Below are 21,184 nucleotides of genomic sequence, written 5' to 3' on the forward strand. Positions count from 1 at the left end.
TCTCCTTACCCCCAAAGTGCCGCTTCAGGCGGGTGTACCCCATCGGCGTCGTAATGCAACGGCGTTTCGCGATCCTCGGCCAACAGAAGCGGCGCGTCCAGATCGACCACCGCCGCCCCCTGCGCGGGCAGGATCCCGGGCGCCATCGCCAGCGACGATCCCACCATGCAGCCCACCATGATCTCGAACCCCTGCGCGATCGCGGCCTCTTTCAGCGCCAGCGCCTCGGTCACCCCCCCGGTCTTGTCGAGCTTGATGTTGATCATGTCGTATTTGCCCACCAGCTTTGGCAGGCTTGCGCGGTCGTGACAGGCCTCGTCGGCACAGACGGGCACGGGCCGCGCGATCTCGGCCAGCATGTCGTCGTCGCCCGCGGGCAAGGGCTGTTCGACCATCGCGACGCCCAGCCGGATCAGATGCGGCGCCAGATCGGCATAGACATCGGCGGTCCAACCCTCATTCGCATCGACGATGATGCGCGCATCCGGCGCCCCGGCACGCACGGCCTCAAGCCGCCCCATGTCATCGGCGGTGCCCAGCTTGATCTTCAGAAGCGGCCGATGCGCGTTTTCCGCCGCCGCCTGCCGCATGTTTCCGGGGCTGTCCAGCGACAGGGTATAGGCGGTCACGACCGGCCCCGGCTTGGGCAACCCCGCCAGGTCCCAGGCGCGTTTCCCCGCCCGCTTGCACTCCAGATCCCACAGCGCGCAATCCACGGCGTTCCGCGCCGCCCCGGCGGGCAACGCCTCCTGCAGCGCGGCCCGGTCCAGCGGCAGCGTCAGCCCCTCGATCAGCGCCGTCACGCTCTCCAGCGTCTCGTCATACCGGGCATAGGGCACACATTCGCCCCACCCCCGATGCGCGCCATCGCGCACCGAAACCGTCAGCACCTGCGCCGCGCTCCGCGAGCCGCGGCTGATGGTGAACACCTGCGCCAACCGGAACACGTCGCGCGTCACTTCCAGATCCAAACGCCCTCTCCTTCTTCTTGGCCGAAATACTCCCGCCGGAGGCATCCGCGCTTTCCGCAAACGCCCCCATCGCGGACAGGGTGTCAGATCGCCGCCAGCGCGTCCACCAACCGCCCGACGCCCTGCCGGAACGGGTCGACCGCCGGCAGGCCCATGCGGCCCTCGATCTCGGCCAGACAGGCCAACGCCTCGTCCTCGCTCAGCGCGGCGGTGTTAACCGAAATCCCCACCACCTGACAGTCCGGGTTCGCCACCCGCGCCAGGGTCAGCGCCACATCGCGCAATGCCTCCAGCGACGGCAGCTGGTAATCCGGTAACCCGCGCATATGCGGCCGCGTGGGCTCATGGCTCAGGATCAGCGCATCGGGCTGCCCGCCATGCACCAGCGCCATCGTCACCCCGGAATACGATACGTGGAACAGGCTGCCCTGCCCCTCGATCAGATCCCAGTGATCGGCATCGTTGTCCGGCGTCAGCCATTCGACCGCCCCGGCCATGAAATCGGCCACCACCGCGTCCAGCGGCACGCCCGATCCGGTGATCAGGATGCCGGTCTGACCCGTCGCGCGAAAGGTCGATTTCATCCCCCGCGCCTGCATTTCGCGATCCATCGCCAGCGCGGTATACATCTTGCCCACCGAACAATCGGTGCCCACGGCCAGGCACCGCTTGCCGCTGCGCTTCACGCCATTGGCGATGGGATACTGCACCGACGGTACGCGCACATCATGCAGCTGGCGGCCACAGGCCTCGGCCACGGCGACCAGGTCGGGCTCGTCCCGCAACAGGTTGTGCAAACCGCTGGCCAGGTCGAACCCTTCCTCCAGCGCCGCAACCAGGACCTTCTTCCAGGCCGGACCGATCACCCCGCCACGGTTGGCCACACCCACGACCAGCGTCTTCGCACCTGCGGCACGGGCCTCGGCCAGGGTCATGTCCGCCAGGCCCAGATCGGCCTTGCAGCCCTCCATCCGGAACTGGCCCACCGCGTTCTCGGGGCGCCAGTCCTTGATGCCCTGCGCAACCTTGGCGGCCAGCGGGTCGGGCGCATCGCCCAGGAACAGAAGGTAAGGTGTTTCAATCATTGTCAGATCCCCGGATATCACCGCGCCAGATTATTCAAACCACCGGGCAATGTTCTTTGAATTTCCGCGAAGAGACCCGCCACCCTTCGAAGAATTTCCGCAAATCCCGCGCTTTTGGTGAAGATTTCCCCAGCGCGGCGCGACACCGGCGAAAGAACCGGCGAATCCCGCACTTGCAAAGCCACCGGATGACAGGCGCGTCACCCGTGCCGCAGCGCAGAATCGGCTTGCGCGGCAGCGCGCAATTTAATAACCGTTCCGCCGACCGATACGTAATTTCCTTACCGAGAGGCGCCCATCATGTCCTTCCGCATCCAACCCACCGCCCCGGCCCGGCCGAACCGCTGCCAGCTGTTCGGCCCCGGCTCGAACACCAAGCTGTTCGAAAAGATGGCCGCCAGCGCGGCGGATGTGATCAACCTCGACCTCGAGGATTCGGTGGCGCCCTCGGACAAGGACGTGGCCCGCGCCAATGTGATCGAGGCGATCAACGATGTCGATTGGGGCAACAAATACCTCAGCGTGCGGATCAACGGGCTGGACACGCCCTATTGGTACCGCGACGTTGTCGATGTGCTGGAACAGGCCGGCGACCGGATCGACCAGATCATGATCCCCAAAGTGGGCTGTGCCGCCGACATCTATACGGTCGACGCGCTGGTCACCGCCGTGGAACGCGCCAAGGGCCGCACCAAGCCCATCAGCCTGGAGGTCATCATCGAATCCGCCGCCGGCATCGCCCATGTCGAGGAGATCGCCGCCAGCAGCCCGCGCCTGCAGGCGATGTCGCTGGGCGCGGCCGATTTCGCGGCCTCGATGGGGATGCAGACCACCGGCATCGGCGGCACGCAGGAAAACTATTACATGCTGCGCGAAGGCGAAAAGCACTGGTCCGACCCGTGGCACTGGGCCCAGGCCGCCATCGTCGCCGCCTGCCGCACCCATGGCGTCCTGCCGGTCGATGGCCCCTTCGGCGATTTCAGCGATGACGAGGGCTATATCGCCCAGGCCAAACGCTCGGCCACGCTGGGCATGGTCGGCAAATGGGCAATCCACCCCAAGCAGATCGCGCTGGCCAACCAGGTCTTCACCCCCAGCGACGAGGCCGTAACCGAAGCGCGCGAGATCCTGGCCGCGATGGAAGACGCCAAGGCCAAGGGCGAAGGCGCGACCGTCTACAAAGGCCGGCTGGTCGACATCGCCAGCATCAAACAGGCCGAGGTGATCGTGGCCCAGGCCGAGCTGATCGCGGGCAGCTGACCCACCCTGCCCCGCGGGGGCCGTTTCGACATGCTGAAAAACGGGGTCCTGCGGGGCCCCGTTTTGCGTTTTGCGCCCGATTGACCCAGATCAACGCGCAAACATTCCAGTGCTGGAATGTTTGCCCCGTGCCGGTTTCCGGCAAAGTCAGAAACGGAGCTGTCGATGAAACACCTGATCCTTTGCACCGCCGCCGCAATCGGCCTGGGCACCATGGCCTTGGCAGAGCAACCCGCAAGGCCCCGCGAGCTTTCCGCGCCAATCGTCGCCTTCACGCCACTGCTGGTGAAAAACGCCGATGCCCTGTCGCTGACGGAGGATCAGCGCGCCGCCCTGAAGGATTGGCTGGCCACGATGCCCGCCAAGCGCAAGGCGATAGAGGCCGAGGCGCTGACCGCACGCGCGGCCCTGCGCGCGGCCATCATCACCGGCGCCCCGCAGGAACAGCGCCAGAGCCTGGCAGACGAGGTCGGGCGGCTTGAAACACAGCTGGTCCTGATGCGGTCGGCCTGCACCGATCACTGGCGCGCGGTCCTCAGCCCGGAACAATTCGCCCAGCTGCTGACCCTCGCCGGGCCGCACTAAGGCAGATCGTTCCGGCCCGATCTCTGTTCGCGCGTTTCCCGGGGCCGGGACGCAAGAAACACTCAGCGCAGCGGCATGCAGATATCGGTCAACAGATCCTCGGGCGCGGTGTCCATAGGGCTGTTGAGGTAAAGCTCGTAACATGCCGCATCTGCCGGATCGCGCCCCGATTTCGGCAACCAATCCCCGAAGAGGTAATCATAGGCCGCCTTCAGCCCCGCATAAGGCCCCTTGAAATGTAGTACCGCGCCCGGACCCGCTGGCAGTACGACCTCGACCAGCGGGTCCTCCAACACTGTATCAGGGCCGATGATCACCCCGGCATGGCTGCGCAGATCGGTGGCGGGCGTGGCGTCGGGATCGTCGTAGTAGACCCCCGCCATGCCGGTCACCTGTGGCCACAACCCGCGCGCGGCACATAACGCGCCCAGGCTTTCGAACGCGCGCCCGATCTCGATATACGGGCCCGTATGAGGCAACGCGGCCAGACGACGCGCGGCTTGGTCGGTAATCTCGACATTGTACATGGTTTTCTCTCCGGGTTTGGTGGGTACAAGCAGCGCATGCGCCGCGCCGCTGTCGCGGAACCGGCCAGGCGGCAGACCATAGGCGGCCGCGAATGCGCGACTGAAGGACGGCACGCTGGGATAGCCGCAGCGCGCGGCGACCTGGGCAATCGGCCAATCGGTCTGTACCAGCCAACAGGCCGCGCGGTTCAGCCGGATCCTCCGGATCGCCTGGGCACAGGTTTCCCCGGTCATGCCGTTAAACACGCGATGCCAATGAAACCGCGACATCGCTGCCACATCGGCCAGCCGGTCCAGCGACAGATCTCCCGCGGGGTTGTCGTGTATATAATCCAGCACGCGCAACAATCGATCTTCGTAGTCCGCCATCGGTCCTTCGCCTCAATCCGGTTCGTGCAAGACCTCGCACGGGTACGCTTACCATGTCTTGCGGAACGCCTTTGCGTTGCAAATTTCTTTCCCCGTGGTCATATAGCCCGCGACAGAAAGCAGGAGCCGCTTCCATGAACTATCTCGAGTTCGAAAAACCGCTGGCCGAAATCGAAGGCAAAGCCGAAGAGCTGCGCGCGCTGGCCCGGCAGAACGAAGAGATGGACGTGGAAAAAGAGGCCGCCGCGCTGGACCGCAAGGCCGCCGACCTGCTCAAGGACCTGTACAAGGACCTGTCGGCCTGGCGGAAATGTCAGGTCGCCCGCCACCCTGACCGGCCGCATTGCAAGGACTATATCGACGCGCTGTTCACCGAATACACGCCGCTGGCCGGCGACCGGAACTTTGCCGACGACCACGCCGTGATGGGCGGGCTGGCGCGGCTCGATGACCGGCCGGTGATGGTGATCGGTCATGAAAAGGGCAATGACACCAAATCCCGGATCGAACGGAATTTCGGCATGGCCCGCCCCGAAGGCTATCGCAAGGCCATCCGCCTGATGGAGATGGCCGACAAGTTCAACATCCCCGTCATCACGCTGGTCGACACGCCCGGCGCCTTTCCCGGCAAGGGCGCCGAGGAACGCGGCCAGTCCGAGGCCATCGCCCGCAGCACCCAGAAATGCCTGGAGATCGGCGTGCCGCTGATCAGCGTCATCATCGGCGAGGGCGGCTCGGGCGGCGCGGTGGCCTTCGCCACGGCCAACAAGGTCGCGATGCTGGAACATTCCGTCTATTCGGTCATCAGCCCCGAAGGCTGCGCCAGCATCCTGTGGAAGGACGCCGAAAAGATGCGCGAAGCCGCCGAGGCGCTGCGCCTGACCGCGCAAGACCTGCAAAAGCTGGGCGTGATCGACCGGATCATCAAGGAACCCCTGGGCGGCGCCCAGCGCGACAGCAAAACCGCCATCGACAATGTCGGCCAGACCATCACCGCCCTGCTGGCCGAGCTCTCCGAACAAGACCGCACCGCCCTGATCCAGAACCGCCGCAAGAAGTTCCTGCAGATGGGCACAAAGGGCCTGGCGGCCTGATCTAACCTAGCCGCAGATGATCAAAAGGAAATCGGCAAGCTGGTCGAGCAAAGCAGATTTACTTTGATTCAAGGTTTCGCCACTGCGTCTTCGATGGCTGCTTTATGTCCCAACCTACGTTGGACAAGGTCGATTAAAATAGAGGTATTGCTGGGCTTTTCTGAGGCAGATGTTGTGTGGCTTGCCTCTTGGATTAACGAAGTTGTGTCCCTACGTAGAAACCATCGGGTAGAATTCTGATTTTTTAAGAAAATATGACAACAGATGAAATTTGCAGACCTAAATGGCGAAAGACTGGAACCTGCACCAAAGTTGAAGGCAAAATGCCCATTTTGTGAGAGTGATGTCGTTGCTCGTTGTGGCAAAGTTCGTGTTTGGCATTGGGCACACAAGTCGACGAGGCATTGCGATCATTGGTGGAAGGCTGAAAAGCAATGGCACAGGGATTGGAAAAATCTCTTCCCGAATGAGTGGCAAGAACAGGGTCGGCGCGACGCAAGCGGTGAATTGCATATCGCCGACGTGCTGACGCCGCAAGGCTTGGCCTTGGAGTTTCAGCATTCGGCTATAGGCCGTGAAGAAGTCGAAAGGCGTACGGCTTTCCACCAGGAAATCTGCTGGGTCGTTGATGGCATGCGTCTCGAAAGCACAATAAAGCAATTCAAGAATGCCCTAGCTCATGCCCGCCTATCAAATTCGCGTGGTGCGAGTGTTTACGAAGTCTATTACTACGACTCTCGCTCCCTAAAGAGGTGGCGCGGCCTAAACGCACCTGTAGTGATCGATTTTGGAATCGAAGATGTTTGGGTGATCGGCAGAAGTCTTGAAAATTCCGCCCTAATGTACACCCTCAAGAAAACAGCTTTGGTGGAGCAGTTCCAATCGGGTAACCGGCCACCGCCGGTTCAAATCACGCAGCCACAATACAGAAGACGACGAGGAAGAAGGCGCTTCTAGGCAACGATAGTCATATCCTTCTGAGACGGGGATGAGCGTGTCTTTCGCCCTAACATTTCCTCAAGGTCCGCTTTGTACCGCAACGCAGTCATTGACAGATCCCGTCAGGTCGGATCACGCCAGCGGTTCACGATGGGATAGCGCCGGTCCAGCCAGAAGGCGCCCGGGGTCAGGCGGGTACCCGGGGCGGACTGGAAGCGCTTGTATTCGCTGATGTAAAGCAGGTGCTCGACCCGTTTGACCACGTCACGGTCAAAGCCTTCGGCGACCACCTCGGCCACGCTGGCCTCAAAATCCACCAGCATTTCCAGGATGCGGTCCAGATCCTCGTAAGGTGGCAGGCTGTCCTCGTCCTTCTGATCCTCGCGCAGCTCGGCACTGGGCGGTTTGTCGATCACGCGGTCAGGCATGACCGGGCCATCGGGGCCCAGCATCCAGTCGCGGTGATTGGCGTTGCGCCAGCGGCAGGTCTGGAAGACACGGGTTTTATACAGGTCCTTCAGCGGGTTATAGCCACCCGCCATATCGCCATAGATCGTGGCATAGCCCACCGCGACCTCGGATTTGTTGCCAGTGGTCAGAAGCATCTCGCCGAACTTGTTCGACAGCGCCATCAGCAGCAGGCCGCGCAGGCGGGACTGGATGTTTTCCTCGGTCACGTCGGGCTTGGTGCCCTTGAACAGAGGGGCCAGCGTGTTGGTGATCGCGGCGCGCCCTTCGGAGATCGGCACGAAATCGTAGTGACATCCCAGCGCCTGGGCCACGGCCTTGGCATCCTCAAGTGAGTGCTCGGACGTGTATTCCGACGGCAGCATTACGCAGCGCACGTTTTCAGGGCCCAACGCGTCAACAGCGGTGGCCGCGACCAGCGCGCTGTCAACGCCGCCCGACAGGCCCAGCAGGACCTTTTTGAACCCCGTCTTGCGCAGGTAGTCGCGCAAGCTTTCCACCATGCAGCGGTAATCCTGCTCCCACGCGCCGGGGATATGGGCGCGCTGGCCCGGCTCGGCGCGCCAGCCGTCCTCGGTCCGGGTGAAATCGACATGGGCAATCGTTTCGTCGAAGACCGGCAATTGCACCGCCAGCTCGCCACCGGGGTTCAGCACGAAACTGCCGCCATCGAAAACCTGATCGTCCTGCCCGCCCACCATGTTGAGGTAAACCAGCGGCAGACCGGTTTCGATCACGCGGGCGACCATGTGGTTCTGGCGCACTTCCAGCTTGTTGCGGAAATAGGGCGAGCCATTGGGCACCAGCAGGAACTCGGCGCCGGTTTCGGCCAGGGTCTCGGCCACATCCGGGTACCACGCATCCTCGCAGATGGGCGAGCCGATGCGGGTGTTGCCGACGCTATAGGGGCCGCCGATGGGGCCGGAATCGTAGATCCGCACCTCGTCGAACACGGTGTCATTGGGCAGGTGATGTTTCAGCACCCGGCTGACCACCTTGCCACCGGAGCAGATGTAATAGGCGTTGAAGAGGCCATGCTCGTCCGCCCAAGGGCCCCCGATGCCCAGCGCGGGGCCATCGGCGCATTCCAGCGCCAGCGCCTCGATCCGGTCGATGGCGACCCGAACAAAGGCGGGTTTCATCACCAGATCCTGCGTGTTGTAGCCGGTGATGAACATCTCGCTGAAGGCGACCATCTGCGCCCCGGCGTCGCGGGCCTGTTCCCAGGCGGCGCGCACAAGGGCGGCGTTGTCGTCGATTGCGCCCACGGTGGGGTTCATCTGGGCAAGGGTCAGGCGGAAGCTGTCGGCCATGGCGTTCCTCATGTCTTGAACATCTCTTAACAGACTGTTCGGCAAGTGAAAGCCGATAGAACGTGAAAAGCGTTGTCAGCCCGCGGCGGCTTCTCTAGGCTTTCGTGCAGTTCACAGACCCCGGAATTATCCGGGGCCAAGGATGGGGGCATCTGAACGCATGACCGGGGCACGCACGAACACTGCGGCGACGATCCTTTTGGCATTGTCCATTGGCACCGCTGGCGCTGTATCTGCGCAGCAGGACGGTGAGGTGATCACCAAGCAATACGAGAACGGCGGTATTTACGAAGGCACGTTCAAGGACGGCAAGCAGCACGGGCGCGGCACCTATCGACTGCCCAACGGCTATGAATATGCCGGCGAATGGGTGGATGGCGAGATCATCGGCACCGGCGTCGCGCGGTTCCCCGACGGGTCGGTCTATGAGGGGAACTTTGCCGACAGCAAGCCCAACGGGTTCGGCAAGATGACCTTGGCCGACGGCATGGTGTACGAAGGCGACTGGGTCGACGGCAAGATCATGGGCCAGGGCGTGGCGACCTATCCCAACGGCGTCCGCTACGAGGGCGGGTTCAAGGATGCGATGCATCACGGCACCGGCACCCTGCGCAGCCCCAATGGCTATGCCTATGCGGGCGATTGGGTCGACGGGGTCAAGCATGGCACGGGCAAGGTCACCCTGCCCGACGGGTCGGTCTATGAAGGCACGCTGGTCGATGGCGAGATGGACGGCAAGGGCAAGCTGGTGACGCCCGAGGGGCGCAGCTATGACGGTGACTGGGTCGCGGGCCGGATCGAGGGCCAGGGCGTGCTGACCCGCGCCGATGGCGAGGTGTACGAGGGCGCGTTCCTGAACGGCAAACCCCACGGGCGCGGCGTGTCGCGCCAAGCCGACGGGATGGTGTACGAAGGCGACTGGGTCGAGAACCGGATGGAGGGTCAGGGCAAGCTCACCTATCCCGACGGGTCGGTCTATGAGGGTGGCTTTCGCGAGAAACTGGCCGATGGCACGGGCAAGCTGACCTATGCCGATGGCTCGGTCTATGAGGGCGACTGGGTCATGGGCAAGATCGAGGGTCAGGGCGTGCTGACCTTTGCCGATGGCGGCAGCTATCGCGGCGGCATGAAAGACGCGCGCTATCACGGTCAGGGCACGCTGGAGACCCCCGATGGCTATCGATACGAGGGCCAGTGGGAAAACGGCCAGCGCCATGGCGAGGGGCGGGCCGAATATGCCGATGGCAGCATCTATACCGGCACGTTTTCGAACGACCAGCGCGATGGCACGGGCGAGATGATCATGCCCGACGGGTTCCGTTACACCGGCGCCTGGAGTGGTGGGGCGATCGATGGGCGCGGCGTGGCCGCTTACGCCAATGGCGATGTCTATGAGGGCGGGTTCAGCGCCGGCAAGCGCGATGGCGAGGGCACGATGCGCTATGGCACCGGCGAGGTCGAGACCGGCATCTGGACCAATGGCGCGCTGACCTCGGGCCAGAGCGACAACTGAACCCGGCCGGGGGCTGCGCGCCCCCGGACCCCGCGAGGTATTTTCACCAAGATGAAGGGGGCCGTCAGATCGGCGTGCCCCTGGACAGGCGATCGCGCAGATCCTCGGCCCGGCTCAGGATCGCGTCGCGGGTGTCGGCATCCATTCGGTCCCACGTGCTGTACATCTGGGCCATGCGCGGGTTCTTGGCAAAGCGTTTGCGGTGCCGGTCGAGAAAGCCCCAGTAAAGCGCGTTGAACGGGCAGGCCTTTTCGCCGCTGCGTTGCTTCACGTCATAGTGGCAATGGCTGCAATAATCCGACATCCGGTCGATATAGCTGCCGCTGGAGACATAGGGTTTCGAGGCGACGATGCCGCCATCGGCGAACTGGCTCATGCCCAGGGTATTCGGCGCCTCGACCCATTCGAAGGCATCGGCATAGACGGCCAGGTACCATTGGTGCAGTTCGCCCGGGTCGATCCCCGCCAGCAGGCCGAAATTGCCGGTGATCATCAGCCGCTGGATGTGGTGGGCATAGGCCTCGTCCCGCGTCTGTTCGACGGCGCGGCCGACGCAATGCATGTGGGTTTCGCCGCCCCAGTAGAAATCGGGCAGCTTGCGGCGGTGGTTCAGCGTGTTGCGCCGGGTGTAATCGGGACCCTGAAGGAAATAGATTCCGCGAATGAACTCGCGCCAGCCGATGATCTGGCGGATGAAACCCTCGACCGCGTTGAGCGGCGCGCGGCCCTCGCGCCATTCCGTTTCGGCCCGGCGGCAAAGGTCCAGCGGATCGAGCAGCCCGACATTCAGATAGGGCGACAGCACCGCGTGATAGAGGAACCTGTCCTGATCGAGCATCGCGTCCTGGAAATCGCCGAAAAGCGGCAGCGCGTGTTTCAGGAAGTGATCGCGCGCGGCCTCGGCCCCGGCGGCATCGGTGGCAAACCAGAAGGGGCGAAGCTGGCCGAAATGATCGCCGAAGCGGTCCTCGACCAGATCCAGCACATCGTCGGTCACCTTGTCCGTCTGGTGGCGCAGCGGGCCCAGGGCGAACAGGTCGTTCTGCGCGGGCTTGCGGTTCTGGTGGTCATAGTTCCACTTGCCGCCCGCCGGCGCGTCTTCATCCATCAAGAGCCCCGTGCGGCGGCGGATCGTGCGATAGAAATGTTCCATCCGGAGCGTCTTGCGCCCTTTGGCCCAGTCGGCGAATTCCGTGCGCAAGGTGATGAAGCGGTCGTCGGGAAGCTGCGTGACCGGCAGGGGCAATTCATCCAGCAGGTCGATCACCCGCCACTCGCCCGGTTCGGTCGTCAGGACCTCGGACAGGCCGGTTTCCGACGCTCGCCGCAGCAGCTCGGACCCGAGCGCGCCGGTATTTTCCGGGTCGTCCAGCCGGGTATAGGCGACCTGCCAGCCATCGTCGTGCAGCCGGGCCGCGAATTTGCGCATCGCGGCCAGGATGAAGGCGATCTTCTTGGGGTGATGGGCGACATAGGTGGCCTCGGCCCCGACCTCGGCCATGACGACGATATCATGCGCCTTGTCGCCCTCGCGCAGGGCGGCGATTTCGGGCGACAGCTGGTCGCCCAGCACCAGGATCAGGCGCCCTACCACGGGATTTCGGCCCCGGCATAGTCGAAGAAACCGCCCGATTGGTCGGGGCCCAGGTCCGCCATCACCGCCAGCAGGTTGCGCGCGGCCTGATCGGGCGGCGTGGCATTATCGGGCGCGACCCAGTCGCGCGTGAATTGCGTGGCAACGGTGCCGGGATGCAGCGCGGCGCAGATCGCCATCGGCCGGGTGCGGGCCAGTTCGACCGCGGCCCCGCGCACCAGCTGATTCACCGCAGCCTTGGCCATGCGATAGCCGTGCCAGCCGCCCAGCCTGTTGTCGCCGATGGACCCCACACGCGCCGAAAGGATGCCGATGACCGACCGCCGGTCGCGCGGGATCAGCAGCGTGGCATGCGACAGGATCAGCGCGGGGCCGATGGCGTTCAGCGCGAATTGCGCCTGGAGCGCGGGCGCCGCGATCTGCGACAGCGCCTTTTCTGGGCGTGCCCCGTCGATCTGCAAGCCGCCGGTGGCCACCACGATCAGGTCGAACGTGCCCTCAAGCCCCGCCATTCCCCGTTGCACGGCATCGGGATCGGTCACGTCGAACCCATCGCGCGAGCGCGACAGCCCGCTCACCTGCGTCCCCTGCCCGCGCAGCGCCTGGGCGATTGCCCCGCCGATGCCGCCGCTGTCCCCGATGATCAATGCGCGTTCCATGCCTGCCCTTTCCCGGTGGCCAACAGCTAAGCCCGCAGGCGGTTCTGTCAAACTGCCTTTTGTGGCTTTTCATTTCGGGATCAACCGGTATTATCCGCGCCATGTCACGGACCGCACATATCGCATTCGCAAAGGGCAGCATTCCCTGCGCCCCGTCCATCCGTGGCCTGCTTCTTCTTAGCCGCCTCTGAGCGTGCCTGTTCGGCGCGACCGCTCAGAGGTATGCGACCGCGCCACCGCACCCAAGGCTGAGAACCAGGAAAGACCCTATCATGACCGATATGACGAACGATGACCGCGTGCTGATCTTCGACACCACGCTGCGCGATGGCGAACAAAGCCCCGGCGCGACCATGACCCATAACGAGAAGCTGGAGATCGCCGGCATGCTCGACGCGATGGGCGTGGACATCATCGAGGCCGGCTTCCCGATCGCGTCCGAAGGCGATTTCGCCGCCGTGAGCGAGATCGCCAAGAACGCCGAGAATGCCGTGATCTGCGGGCTGGCCCGTGCCAAGGCGATGGATATCGACCGCTGCTGGGAGGCCGTCCAGCACGCCCGCCGCCCGCGCATCCACACCTTTATCGGCACCTCGCCCCTGCACCGGGCGATCCCCGACCTGACCATGGACGAGATGGCGGATGTGATCCACCACACCGTCACCCATGCCCGCAACCTGTGCGACAATGTGCAATGGTCGCCGATGGACGCGACGCGGACCGAGTGGGATTACCTGTGCCGGGTGATCGAGATCGCGATCAAGGCGGGCGCCACCACGATCAACATCCCCGACACGGTGGGCTATACCGCGCCCAGGGAATCGGCCGACCTGATCCGGCGTCTGATCGAAACCGTGCCCGGCGCCGACGGGGTGGTGTTCGCCACCCATTGTCACAACGATCTGGGCATGGCGACCGCGAATTCGCTGGCCGCTGTCGACGCGGGCGCGCGTCAGATCGAATGCACGATCAACGGGCTGGGCGAACGCGCGGGCAACACCGCGCTGGAGGAGGTCGTGATGGCGCTGAAGGTGCGGCATGACATCATGCCCTATCGCACCGGCATCGACACCACCAAGATCATGAATATCAGCCGCCGCGTGGCCGCCGTTTCGGGGTTCCCGGTGCAATACAACAAGGCCATCGTCGGCAAGAACGCCTTTGCTCATGAAAGCGGGATCCACCAGGACGGCATGCTGAAGAACGCCGAGACGTTCGAGATCATGCGCCCCGAGGATGTGGGCCTGTCGGAGACCAGCCTGGTGATGGGCAAGCATTCGGGTCGGGCCGCGCTGCGCGCCAAGCTGGAGGATCTGGGATACGAGCTGGGCGACAACCAGCTGAAGGATGTCTTCGTCCGGTTCAAGGAATTGGCCGACCGCAAGAAAGAGGTCTATGACGACGACCTGCTGACCCTGATGCGCGACGCGGCCGCCGATTCCGGCCATGATCGCATCCAGGTCAAGTTCCTGCGCGTCATCTGCGGGACCGAGGCACCGCAATCGGCCGATCTGACCCTGACCATCGACGGGGTGGACCATCAGGTCACCGCCACCGGCGACGGGCCGGTCGATGCGACCTTCAACGCGGTCAAGGCGCTGTTCCCGCATGGCGGGCGGCTGCAACTGTATCAGGTGCATGCCGTGACCGAGGGCACCGATGCCCAGGCCACCGTCAGCGTCCGGATGGAGGAAGACGGCAAGATCGCGACCGGCCAGTCGTCGGATACCGATACGGTCGTCGCCTCGGCCAAGGCTTATGTCAACGCGCTGAACCGCCTGCTGGTGCGGCGCGAGAAATCGAAGCCCGGCGAGGATATCAAGACCGTCTCTTATCGGGACGCCAACTGATCCCTGCGTCCACCCCGCCCATCGCGGCGGGGTGGCATTTCCCCAAGTTTGCAGCATTCAACAGGCGCCGCCGGCGGGTCCGCGCGGCGTCTGACATGCGGTCGGGCGTTGTCGCGGCAGGTGGGCCATTGCCCTGTTGATCGCCCCGTAGATGGGCATCTGGCAACTATTTTCACGGTGAATTTGCGCATATGAATTATTGCACTATTCGAACATTTTTGATCACCTTGCGACCAGTTTGATCGTATATATGTTGCAAATAACGATAAACCCGCACGCCCGCAGCATCGCCAAAAACGTCCCGCGTCGGCAGAATCCCGACACCTGTCGGCAAAGGCCCCTTTTCCTGCGAAATGGGGCTGTTTATAAGGCGAAATGCCCCGCGGACCGGAGTCGCGGGGTGGATTGGGGCAGCAAGGCAGGCAGGCATGGCATTTGGTGGTTTGTTTTCGTCGGATATGGCGATCGACCTGGGGACCGCGAACACGCTGGTCTATGTCAAGGGCAAGGGCATCATCCTGAACGAACCCTCGGTCGTGGCCTTCCACGTCAAGGACGGGCGCAAGCAGGTTCTGGCGGTGGGCGAAGACGCCAAGCTGATGTTGGGCCGCACGCCGGGCAGTATCGAGGCGATCCGCCCGATGCGCGAAGGGGTGATCGCGGATTTCGACGTCGCCGAAGAGATGATCAAGGCCTTCATCCGCAAGGTGCACAAACGCACGACCTTTACCAAGCCCAAGATCATCGTCTGTGTGCCCCATGGCGCGACCCCGGTGGAAAAGCGCGCGATCCGGCAATCGGTGCTGGGCGCGGGCGCGCGGCGCGCGGGCCTGATCGCCGAGCCCATCGCGGCGGCTATCGGTGCGGGCATGCCGATCACCGACCCGACCGGCAACATGGTCGTCGACATTGGCGGCGGCACGACCGAGGTCGCGGTGCTGAGCCTTGGCGACATCGTCTATGCCCGCTCGGTCCGCGTGGGCGGCGACCGGATGGACGACGCCGTGGTCAGTTACCTGCGCCGCCAGCAGAACCTGCTGATCGGCGAGGCGACGGCCGAACGCATCAAGACCTCGATCGGGACCGCGCGGATGCCCGATGACGGGCGCGGCTCCAGCATGCAGATCCGGGGCCGTGACCTGTTGAACGGCGTCCCGAAAGAGATCGAGATCAACCAGGCCCAGGTGGCCGAGGCATTGGCCGAACCGGTCCAACAGATCTGCGAGGCGGTGATGACCGCGCTGGAGGCCACGCCCCCCGATCTGGCGGCCGATATTGTCGACCGGGGTGTGATGCTGACCGGCGGCGGCGCGCTGCTGGGCGAGCTGGACCTGGCCCTGCGTGAGCAGACGGGCCTGGCGATTTCGGTGGCCGACGAGCCGCTGAACTGTGTGGCCCTGGGAACGGGCAAGGCGCTGGAATATGAAAAACAGCTGCGCCATGTGATAGATTACGACAGCTAAGGCGCCCCTGAACCGGCGCCGGAAAGAGGCCCCGCGTGGCAAGCGACCGGAATGCGCAAATGGACTATACCCGGCCGATCCGTCGGATCGTTGTCGGTGCGCTGGTGTTGTGCCTGTTCGGCCTGTTCCTGCTGTGGCGGATCGACAGCCCGCGCGTCGAACGGATGCGCGCGGCCCTGATCGACCGGATCGTGCCCAGCTTCGACTGGGCGCTGGTGCCGGTGAACAAGGTCGCGGGCATGGTCGAGGATTTTCAGTCCTATACCCGGATCTATGAACAGAACCAGGAACTGCGCCGCGAGCTGCGCCAGATGAAGGCGTGGAAAGAGGCCGCGCTGCAGCTGGAACAGGAAAACGCCAAGCTGCTGGACCTGAACAAGGTACGGCTGGACCCGCAGCTGACTTATATCACCGGCGTGGTGCTGGCCGATAGCGGCTCGCCCTTTCGGCAATCGGTGCTGCTGAATGTGGGCGCGCGCGACGGGATCATCGACGGCTGGGCCACGACCGACGGGCTGGGGCTGGTCGGCCGGGTTTCGGGTGTGGGGCGCAATACCGCGCGGGTGATCCTGCTGACCGATTCCAACAGCCGCATTCCGGTGATCATCCAGCCCTCGGGCCAGCGCGCAATCCTCGCCGGTGACAACAGCGCCAGCCCTTTCATCGATTTCCTGGAAACCGCCGATCAGGTGCGTCCGGGCGACCGCGTGGTGTCGTCGGGCGACGGCCAGGTGTTCCCCGCCGCCCTGCTGGTGGGTCAGGTGGCCCAAGGCCCCGACGGGCGGCTGCGGGTCCGGCTGGCCGCCGATTACGAGCGGCTGGAATTCCTGCGCGTGCTACGCAGCCATTCTAACGAAACCATCAGCGATCCCGGCGCGCTGATCGCGCCACGCCCCTATGGCCCTCAGCCCCAGACGCTGAGCCAGGCCGACGAGGACGCCGATGGTTGATCCCGCCACCACCCAGCGCTGGATGCATTATGGCCTGTTCGTCGCGGTGGCCGGTGCGATCCTGTTCATCCTGATCCTTCCGCTGTCGACGACGCCACAAAAAATCCCCGGCCCCGATCTGTTGGTCTGTCTGGCCTTTGCCTGGGTCCAGCGGCGCCCCGACTACCTGCCGCCGCTTCTGCTGGCGGCGATCCTGCTGGTGGCGGATTTCCTGCTGATGCGGCCGCCGGGGCTGTGGGCGATCCTGACGCTGCTGGGCGCCGAGTTCCTGCGCACCCGCCATCAGGGCTCGGGCGAGATGCCCTTTCCCGCCGAATGGGGCTTTGTCGCGGTGGTGGTGATCCTGATGGCGCTGATCAACTGGATCGTGCTGGGGATCACGGTTGTGCCCCACCATGACTTGCCATCGGCGCTGATCCGTGCGGTGATGACGATCATCGCCTATCCCCTGATCGTGCTTGTGACACGGCAGGTGTTCAATATCCGCCGCGCCGGTACCGGCGACATGGAGAGCTGATGCGACACACGCCGAAGGATATCGAGGAAAGCGCCCGCCGCGTCAGCCGGCGCGGGCTGATCCTGGGCGGGGCACAGGTGGCGTTCATGTCGGTGCTGGCCATGCGCATGCGCTATATGCAGGTCAACCAGGCCGAGGAGTTCCGCCTGCTGGCAGAGGAAAACCGCGTCAACTTCCGCCTGATCCCGCCGACGCGCGGGCTGATCTTCGACCGCAACGGCCAGCCGCTGGCCGGGAACGAACAGAATTACAGCGTGGTGATGGTGCGCGAGGATGCGGGCGACGTGGATGAGGCGCTGGCGCGGCTTGGTCGGGTGATCCCGCTCAGCGACGACGACATCGCCCGCGCCAAGAAGGAACTGAAACGCCGCAGCCCCTTTGTGCCCGTTACCATTGCCGACCGGCTGACCTGGGACGACCTGGCCGAGGTTGCCGTGAACGCCCCCGCCCTGCCCGGTATCACGCCCGAGGTCGGCCTGTCGCGCAGCTATCCCCTGCAAGAGGATCTGGCCCATGTGGTGGGCTATGTCGGGCCGGTCAGCGACTATGACCTGGGCAAGCTGGAAGATCCCGATCCGGTGTTGCAGATCCCGCGTTTCCAGATCGGCAAGACCGGGGTCGAGGCCAAGATGGAAGACCAACTGCGCGGCAAGGCCGGCAACAAGCGGATCGAGGTCAACGCCGTGGGCCGCGTCATCCGCGAACTGGGCCGCACCCCGGGCGAGGCGGGCGCCGATCTGCAACTGACCATCGATCACGGGCTTCAGAACTTCATGCAGGCCCGCATGGCCGATGAAAGCGCCGCCGCGGTGGTGATCGACCTGGCCGATGGCGACATTCTGGGCATCGCGTCGGCCCCGTCCTTCGATCCCAACAAGTTCGTGCGCGGCATTTCGGTGGCCGATTACCGGGCGCTGACGGAAAACACCTATCGCCCGCTGGCGAACAAGACGGTCCAGGGGCTTTATCCGCCCGGATCGACCTTCAAGATGGTCACGGCAATGGCCGCGCTCGAGGCCGGGGTGATCGGCCCCGAGGAAACCGTCTGGTGCCCCGGTTTCCTGAAGACCGGCGGGCGGCGGTTCCATTGCTGGAAACGCGGCGGGCACGGGCATGTGAACCTGAACGAAAGCCTGCAGCAATCCTGCGACGTCTATTATTACGAGATTTCGAAACGCGTCGGCATCGACAAGATCGCCGCCATGGCCCGTCGGCTGGGGGTTGGCGTGCGCCACGACCTGCCGATGTCCGCAGTGGCCGAGGGGATCGCGCCCGACAAGGCGTGGAAGCGCGAAAACCGGGGCGAGGAATGGCTGATCGGCGACACACTCAATGCCTCGATCGGTCAGGGTCTCGTGCTGGCCTCGCCACTGCAACTGGCTGTGATGACGGGCCGGATCGCCACCGGGCGCGCGGTGTCGCCCCGGCTGATCAAGTCGATCAACGGTGTCGAACAACCCAGCGGCGCGGGCGCGGATCTGGGCATCAGCCCATCGACCCTCAGCCGGATCCGCAAGGGCATGTATTCGGTGTCGAACACGCGGCGCGGCACAGCCTATCGGTCCCGGGTCGAGGATGACGCGCTGAAACTGGCGGGCAAGACCGGCACCAGCCAGGTGCGCAACATCACCGCCGCCGAACGTGCGCGGGGCGTGTTCCGCAACAGCGACCTGCCCTGGGAGCGGCGCGACCACGCGCTCTTCGTCTGCTTCGCCCCGGTCGACAATCCGCGCATCGCGGTGGCGCTGGTTGTGGAACATGGCGGCGGCGGCTCGACTGCCGCGGCCCCCATCGCCCGCGACATCACCCTGCGCGCGCTCAGCGACGGGATGCCACCGCTGACGGCCTATCCGCAAAGCCAGCGCCGCGAGGCCGAGGAGCGCCTGAACGCGCTGAAGCTGCGCACCCCGCCGAAATCCGACACCGGGCGGTCGCGCGCATGAGCTATCTTGAATACAACGTCAAGACGGTCCCGACCGGCTGGCGCAAGATCCTGTATCTGAACTGGCCGCTCATCCTGCTTTTGTCGGCGGTGGCCTGTGTTGGCTTCATGATGCTGTTTTCGGTGGCGGGCGGGTCGCTTGGCCCCTGGGCCTCGCCTCAGATGAAACGCTTCGCGATGGGCATGGCGGGCATGTTCATCGTGGCGATGGTGCCGATCTGGTTCTGGCGCAACACCGCCGCGCTGGCCTATGGCCTGTCGCTGCTGCTGCTGGTGGCGGTGGAGTTCTTCGGCGCCGTGGGCATGGGCGCGCAACGCTGGATCGACCTGGGCTTCATGCGGCTGCAACCGTCCGAACTGACCAAGATCACGCTGGTGATGGTGCTGGCCGCCTATTACGACCTGCTGGACATCAAAAAGGTCTCGCGCCCGCTCTTCGTGCTGATCCCGGTGGGGCTGATCCTGCTGCCGACCTTTCTGGTGCTGCGGCAACCGGATCTGGGCACAGCGCTGCTGCTGCTGATCGGCGGGGCTGTGGTGATGTTCGTGGCCGGTGTCCACTGGCTTTACTTCGCGGCTGTCGGCGCGATGGGGGGTGGGCTGGTCACGGCGGTCTTCTTCTCGCGCGGGACCGACTGGCAATTACTGAAGGATTACCAGTACCGCCGCATCGACACCTTCCTCGACCCCGCAACCGACCCGCTGGGCGCGGGCTATCACATCACCCAGTCGAAGATCGCCCTGGGATCGGGCGGCTGGGCCGGGCGCGGCTTCATGCAGGGCACGCAAAGCCGGCTGAACTTCCTGCCCGAAAAACACACCGATTTCATCTTCACCACATTGGCCGAGGAATTTGGCTTTGTCGGCGCGTTTTCCCTGCTGGTGCTTTACGCGCTGATCATCCTGTTCTGCATCGTGTCGGCGATCAACAACCGCGACCGGTTCTCGTCGCTGCTGATCTTCGGGATCGCCACCACCTTCTTCCTGTTCTTCGCGCTGAACATGTCGATGGTGATGGGCCTCGCGCCGGTGGTGGGCGTGCCGCTGCCACTGGTCAGCTATGGCGGCTCGGCCATGCTGGTGCTGCTGGCGGCCTTTGGCCTTGTTCAAAGCGCCCATGTGCACAGGCCGCGCGGGCGATGAGCATCCGGGTCCTCTTTGCCGCCAATGCACAGCGCTGGGAAACCTATCGCACCGCCCTGCCTGCGGCGTTCGAACGCGCGGGGCTGGACGTGGACCTTTTCACCGAAACCGACCGGTCCGATCTGGTCGACTACATCGTCTTTGCACCGAACGGCACCGTCAGCGATTTCACCCCCTTCACCAACGCCAAGGCGGTGCTGAACCTGTGGGCCGGGGTGGAACAGATCGTGGGCAACCAGACCCTCACCCAACCTCTGTGCCGGATGGTCGATGCGGGCCTGGAAGAGGGGATGATCGAATGGGTCACCGGCCATGTCCTGCGCCATCACCTGGGGATGGATGCACATATCGTGAACCCCGGCCATGAGTGGCGCCCTGTCGTGCCGCCACTCGCGCGCAACCGCACCGTGGCAATGCTGGGGTTGGGCGCGTTGGGCCGCGCCTGTGCCCGGGCGCTGGTGGATCTGCGCTTCAATGTGGTTGGGTGGAGCCGCACGCAGAAAGCCATCCCCGGCCTCACCTGCCTGTCGGGCGATGACGGGCTGCAAACCGCCCTGTCACAGGCCGAGATCGCGGTGCTGCTGCTGCCACTGACCCCGGCAACCGAAAACCTGCTGGATGCCGCGCGGCTGGCCCTGATGCCCAAGGGCGCGGTCATCATCAACCCCGGGCGCGGGCCGCTCATCGACGATGACGCGCTGATCGCGGCGCTGGATGGCGGCCATATCGCCCATGCCACGCTCGACGTCTTCCGAACCGAACCCCTGCCCGCCGATCACCCGTTCTGGGCGCACCCGCGCGTGACAGTCACACCGCATATCGCCTCGGAAACCCGCGCCGATACCGCCAGCGACGTGATCGCCGAAAACATCCGCCGGGGCGAGGCGGGCGCGCCCTTTCGCCATCTGGTCGACCGGACACAGGGCTACTAGCCGCCCGCCC

General features: G+C 64.5%; 18 protein-coding genes. 12 read left to right on the forward strand and 6 right to left on the reverse strand.

Features of this window, described 5'->3' with window-relative positions; genetic code table 11:
- Window positions 1-5 precede the first annotated feature (5 nt).
- Together dgcA and dgcN are read right to left on the reverse strand one after the other, a co-directional pair.
- Window positions 6-971 carry an N-acetyl-D-Glu racemase DgcA gene (gene dgcA, locus CLM60_RS16880; RefSeq protein WP_095590267.1) on the reverse strand — a complete coding sequence of 322 codons (966 nt, stop codon included), beginning with the start codon at window positions 969-971 and terminating at the stop codon, window positions 6-8.
- Window positions 972-1,054: 83 nt separating this feature from the next.
- On the reverse strand, window positions 1,055-2,056 hold the full coding sequence (gene dgcN, locus CLM60_RS16885) for an N-acetyltransferase DgcN (protein ID WP_095590268.1): 1,002 nt from the start codon (window positions 2,054-2,056) through the stop codon (window positions 1,055-1,057).
- A gap of 300 nt (window positions 2,057-2,356) precedes the next feature.
- On the opposite strand from dgcN, the gene CLM60_RS16890 reads away from it, so the two are divergent.
- Both CLM60_RS16890 and CLM60_RS16895 read left to right on the forward strand, forming a co-directional pair.
- Window positions 2,357-3,316, forward strand: coding sequence for an L-malyl-CoA/beta-methylmalyl-CoA lyase (locus tag CLM60_RS16890; protein ID WP_095590269.1), 960 nt, complete (start codon window positions 2,357-2,359; stop codon window positions 3,314-3,316).
- A gap of 165 nt (window positions 3,317-3,481) precedes the next feature.
- Window positions 3,482-3,901, forward strand: a complete 420-nt coding sequence (locus tag CLM60_RS16895; protein ID WP_095590270.1) for a Spy/CpxP family protein refolding chaperone — start codon at window positions 3,482-3,484, stop codon at window positions 3,899-3,901.
- A 62-nt stretch (window positions 3,902-3,963) separates the two neighbouring features.
- Here the strand turns inward: CLM60_RS16895 and CLM60_RS16900 are convergent, their stop codons facing one another.
- Entirely contained in the window at window positions 3,964-4,797 is an 834-nt protein-coding gene (locus CLM60_RS16900; protein ID WP_095590271.1) for an AraC family transcriptional regulator, read from the reverse strand.
- A gap of 134 nt (window positions 4,798-4,931) precedes the next feature.
- Here CLM60_RS16900 and CLM60_RS16905 point away from each other — a divergent pair, with 134 nt between their 5' ends.
- On the forward strand, window positions 4,932-5,891 hold the full coding sequence (locus CLM60_RS16905) for an acetyl-CoA carboxylase carboxyltransferase subunit alpha (protein WP_095590272.1): 960 nt from the start codon (window positions 4,932-4,934) through the stop codon (window positions 5,889-5,891).
- A 264-nt stretch (window positions 5,892-6,155) separates the two neighbouring features.
- Window positions 6,156-6,848 (forward strand): competence protein CoiA, encoded by a 693-nt coding sequence (locus CLM60_RS16910; protein ID WP_095590273.1) that lies wholly within the window; start codon window positions 6,156-6,158, stop codon window positions 6,846-6,848.
- A gap of 104 nt (window positions 6,849-6,952) precedes the next feature.
- Here the strand turns inward: CLM60_RS16910 and CLM60_RS16915 are convergent, their stop codons facing one another.
- Window positions 6,953-8,611 (reverse strand): NAD+ synthase, encoded by a 1,659-nt coding sequence (locus tag CLM60_RS16915; RefSeq protein WP_095590274.1) that lies wholly within the window; start codon window positions 8,609-8,611, stop codon window positions 6,953-6,955.
- A 253-nt stretch (window positions 8,612-8,864) separates the two neighbouring features.
- Here CLM60_RS16915 and CLM60_RS16920 point away from each other — a divergent pair, with 253 nt between their 5' ends.
- Window positions 8,865-10,124, forward strand: coding sequence for a 2-isopropylmalate synthase (locus CLM60_RS16920; RefSeq protein WP_342745133.1), 1,260 nt, complete (start codon window positions 8,865-8,867; stop codon window positions 10,122-10,124).
- Between the two features lie 64 nt (window positions 10,125-10,188).
- Here CLM60_RS16920 and CLM60_RS16925 read toward each other — a convergent pair whose 3' ends face one another.
- Complete coding sequence (locus CLM60_RS16925) at window positions 10,189-11,718, reverse strand: cryptochrome/photolyase family protein (RefSeq protein WP_095590276.1); 1,530 nt, start codon at window positions 11,716-11,718, stop codon at window positions 10,189-10,191.
- Entirely contained in the window at window positions 11,712-12,377 is a 666-nt protein-coding gene (locus CLM60_RS16930) for an SDR family NAD(P)-dependent oxidoreductase (protein ID WP_095590277.1), read from the reverse strand. The genes CLM60_RS16925 and CLM60_RS16930 overlap by 7 nt, the downstream gene beginning before the upstream one ends.
- Window positions 12,378-12,649: 272 nt before the next feature.
- Between CLM60_RS16930 and CLM60_RS16935 the strand changes: the two genes are divergently transcribed.
- The 7 genes from CLM60_RS16935 to CLM60_RS16965 all read left to right on the forward strand — a co-directional run bounded on the left by CLM60_RS16935 (window position 12,650) and on the right by CLM60_RS16965 (window position 21,174).
- Window positions 12,650-14,227 (forward strand): 2-isopropylmalate synthase, encoded by a 1,578-nt coding sequence (locus tag CLM60_RS16935; RefSeq protein ID WP_095590278.1) that lies wholly within the window; start codon window positions 12,650-12,652, stop codon window positions 14,225-14,227.
- Between the two features lie 428 nt (window positions 14,228-14,655).
- Window positions 14,656-15,690, forward strand: a complete 1,035-nt coding sequence (locus CLM60_RS16940; RefSeq protein WP_095590279.1) for a rod shape-determining protein — start codon at window positions 14,656-14,658, stop codon at window positions 15,688-15,690.
- A 35-nt stretch (window positions 15,691-15,725) separates the two neighbouring features.
- Window positions 15,726-16,640, forward strand: coding sequence for a rod shape-determining protein MreC (mreC, locus tag CLM60_RS16945; protein ID WP_095590280.1), 915 nt, complete (start codon window positions 15,726-15,728; stop codon window positions 16,638-16,640).
- Window positions 16,633-17,157, forward strand: a complete 525-nt coding sequence (locus CLM60_RS16950; RefSeq protein ID WP_095590281.1) for a rod shape-determining protein MreD — start codon at window positions 16,633-16,635, stop codon at window positions 17,155-17,157. Before mreC ends, CLM60_RS16950 begins: the two co-directional genes overlap by 8 nt.
- Window positions 17,157-19,100 (forward strand): penicillin-binding protein 2, encoded by a 1,944-nt coding sequence (gene mrdA / locus CLM60_RS16955; RefSeq protein WP_095590282.1) that lies wholly within the window; start codon window positions 17,157-17,159, stop codon window positions 19,098-19,100. Before CLM60_RS16950 ends, mrdA begins: the two co-directional genes overlap by 1 nt.
- A complete protein-coding gene (gene rodA / locus CLM60_RS16960) occupies window positions 19,097-20,242 on the forward strand; it encodes a rod shape-determining protein RodA (RefSeq protein ID WP_095590283.1) in 1,146 nt (381 codons plus the stop codon). Before mrdA ends, rodA begins: the two co-directional genes overlap by 4 nt.
- Window positions 20,239-21,174 (forward strand): 2-hydroxyacid dehydrogenase, encoded by a 936-nt coding sequence (locus CLM60_RS16965; RefSeq protein WP_095590284.1) that lies wholly within the window; start codon window positions 20,239-20,241, stop codon window positions 21,172-21,174. The genes rodA and CLM60_RS16965 overlap by 4 nt, the downstream gene beginning before the upstream one ends.
- Window positions 21,175-21,184: the final 10 nt, after the last annotated feature.

The organism is Actibacterium ureilyticum, from assembly GCF_002285435.1.
Lineage (GTDB): Bacteria > Pseudomonadota > Alphaproteobacteria > Rhodobacterales > Rhodobacteraceae > Actibacterium_C > Actibacterium_C ureilyticum.

Excerpts from the sequence above, each read along its gene's own strand:
- CLM60_RS16900 (WP_095590271.1), bottom strand. The coding sequence starts at position 4,797 with ATGGCGGACTACGAAGATCGATTGTTGCGCGTGCTGGATTATATACAC.
- CLM60_RS16935 (WP_095590278.1), top strand. The coding sequence starts at position 12,650 with ATGACCGATATGACGAACGATGACCGCGTGCTGATCTTCGACACCACG.
- CLM60_RS16950 (WP_095590281.1), top strand. The coding sequence starts at position 16,633 with ATGGTTGATCCCGCCACCACCCAGCGCTGGATGCATTATGGCCTGTTC.
- rodA (WP_095590283.1), top strand. The coding sequence starts at position 19,097 with ATGAGCTATCTTGAATACAACGTCAAGACGGTCCCGACCGGCTGGCGC.
- CLM60_RS16930 (WP_095590277.1), bottom strand. The coding sequence starts at position 12,377 with ATGGAACGCGCATTGATCATCGGGGACAGCGGCGGCATCGGCGGGGCA.
- CLM60_RS16940 (WP_095590279.1), top strand. The coding sequence starts at position 14,656 with ATGGCATTTGGTGGTTTGTTTTCGTCGGATATGGCGATCGACCTGGGG.
- mrdA (WP_095590282.1), top strand. The coding sequence starts at position 17,157 with ATGCGACACACGCCGAAGGATATCGAGGAAAGCGCCCGCCGCGTCAGC.
- CLM60_RS16905 (WP_095590272.1), top strand. The coding sequence starts at position 4,932 with ATGAACTATCTCGAGTTCGAAAAACCGCTGGCCGAAATCGAAGGCAAA.
- CLM60_RS16965 (WP_095590284.1), top strand. The coding sequence starts at position 20,239 with ATGAGCATCCGGGTCCTCTTTGCCGCCAATGCACAGCGCTGGGAAACC.
- CLM60_RS16890 (WP_095590269.1), top strand. The coding sequence starts at position 2,357 with ATGTCCTTCCGCATCCAACCCACCGCCCCGGCCCGGCCGAACCGCTGC.
- dgcN (WP_095590268.1), bottom strand. The coding sequence starts at position 2,056 with ATGATTGAAACACCTTACCTTCTGTTCCTGGGCGATGCGCCCGACCCG.
- CLM60_RS16915 (WP_095590274.1), bottom strand. The coding sequence starts at position 8,611 with ATGGCCGACAGCTTCCGCCTGACCCTTGCCCAGATGAACCCCACCGTG.
- CLM60_RS16895 (WP_095590270.1), top strand. The coding sequence starts at position 3,482 with ATGAAACACCTGATCCTTTGCACCGCCGCCGCAATCGGCCTGGGCACC.
- CLM60_RS16910 (WP_095590273.1), top strand. The coding sequence starts at position 6,156 with ATGAAATTTGCAGACCTAAATGGCGAAAGACTGGAACCTGCACCAAAG.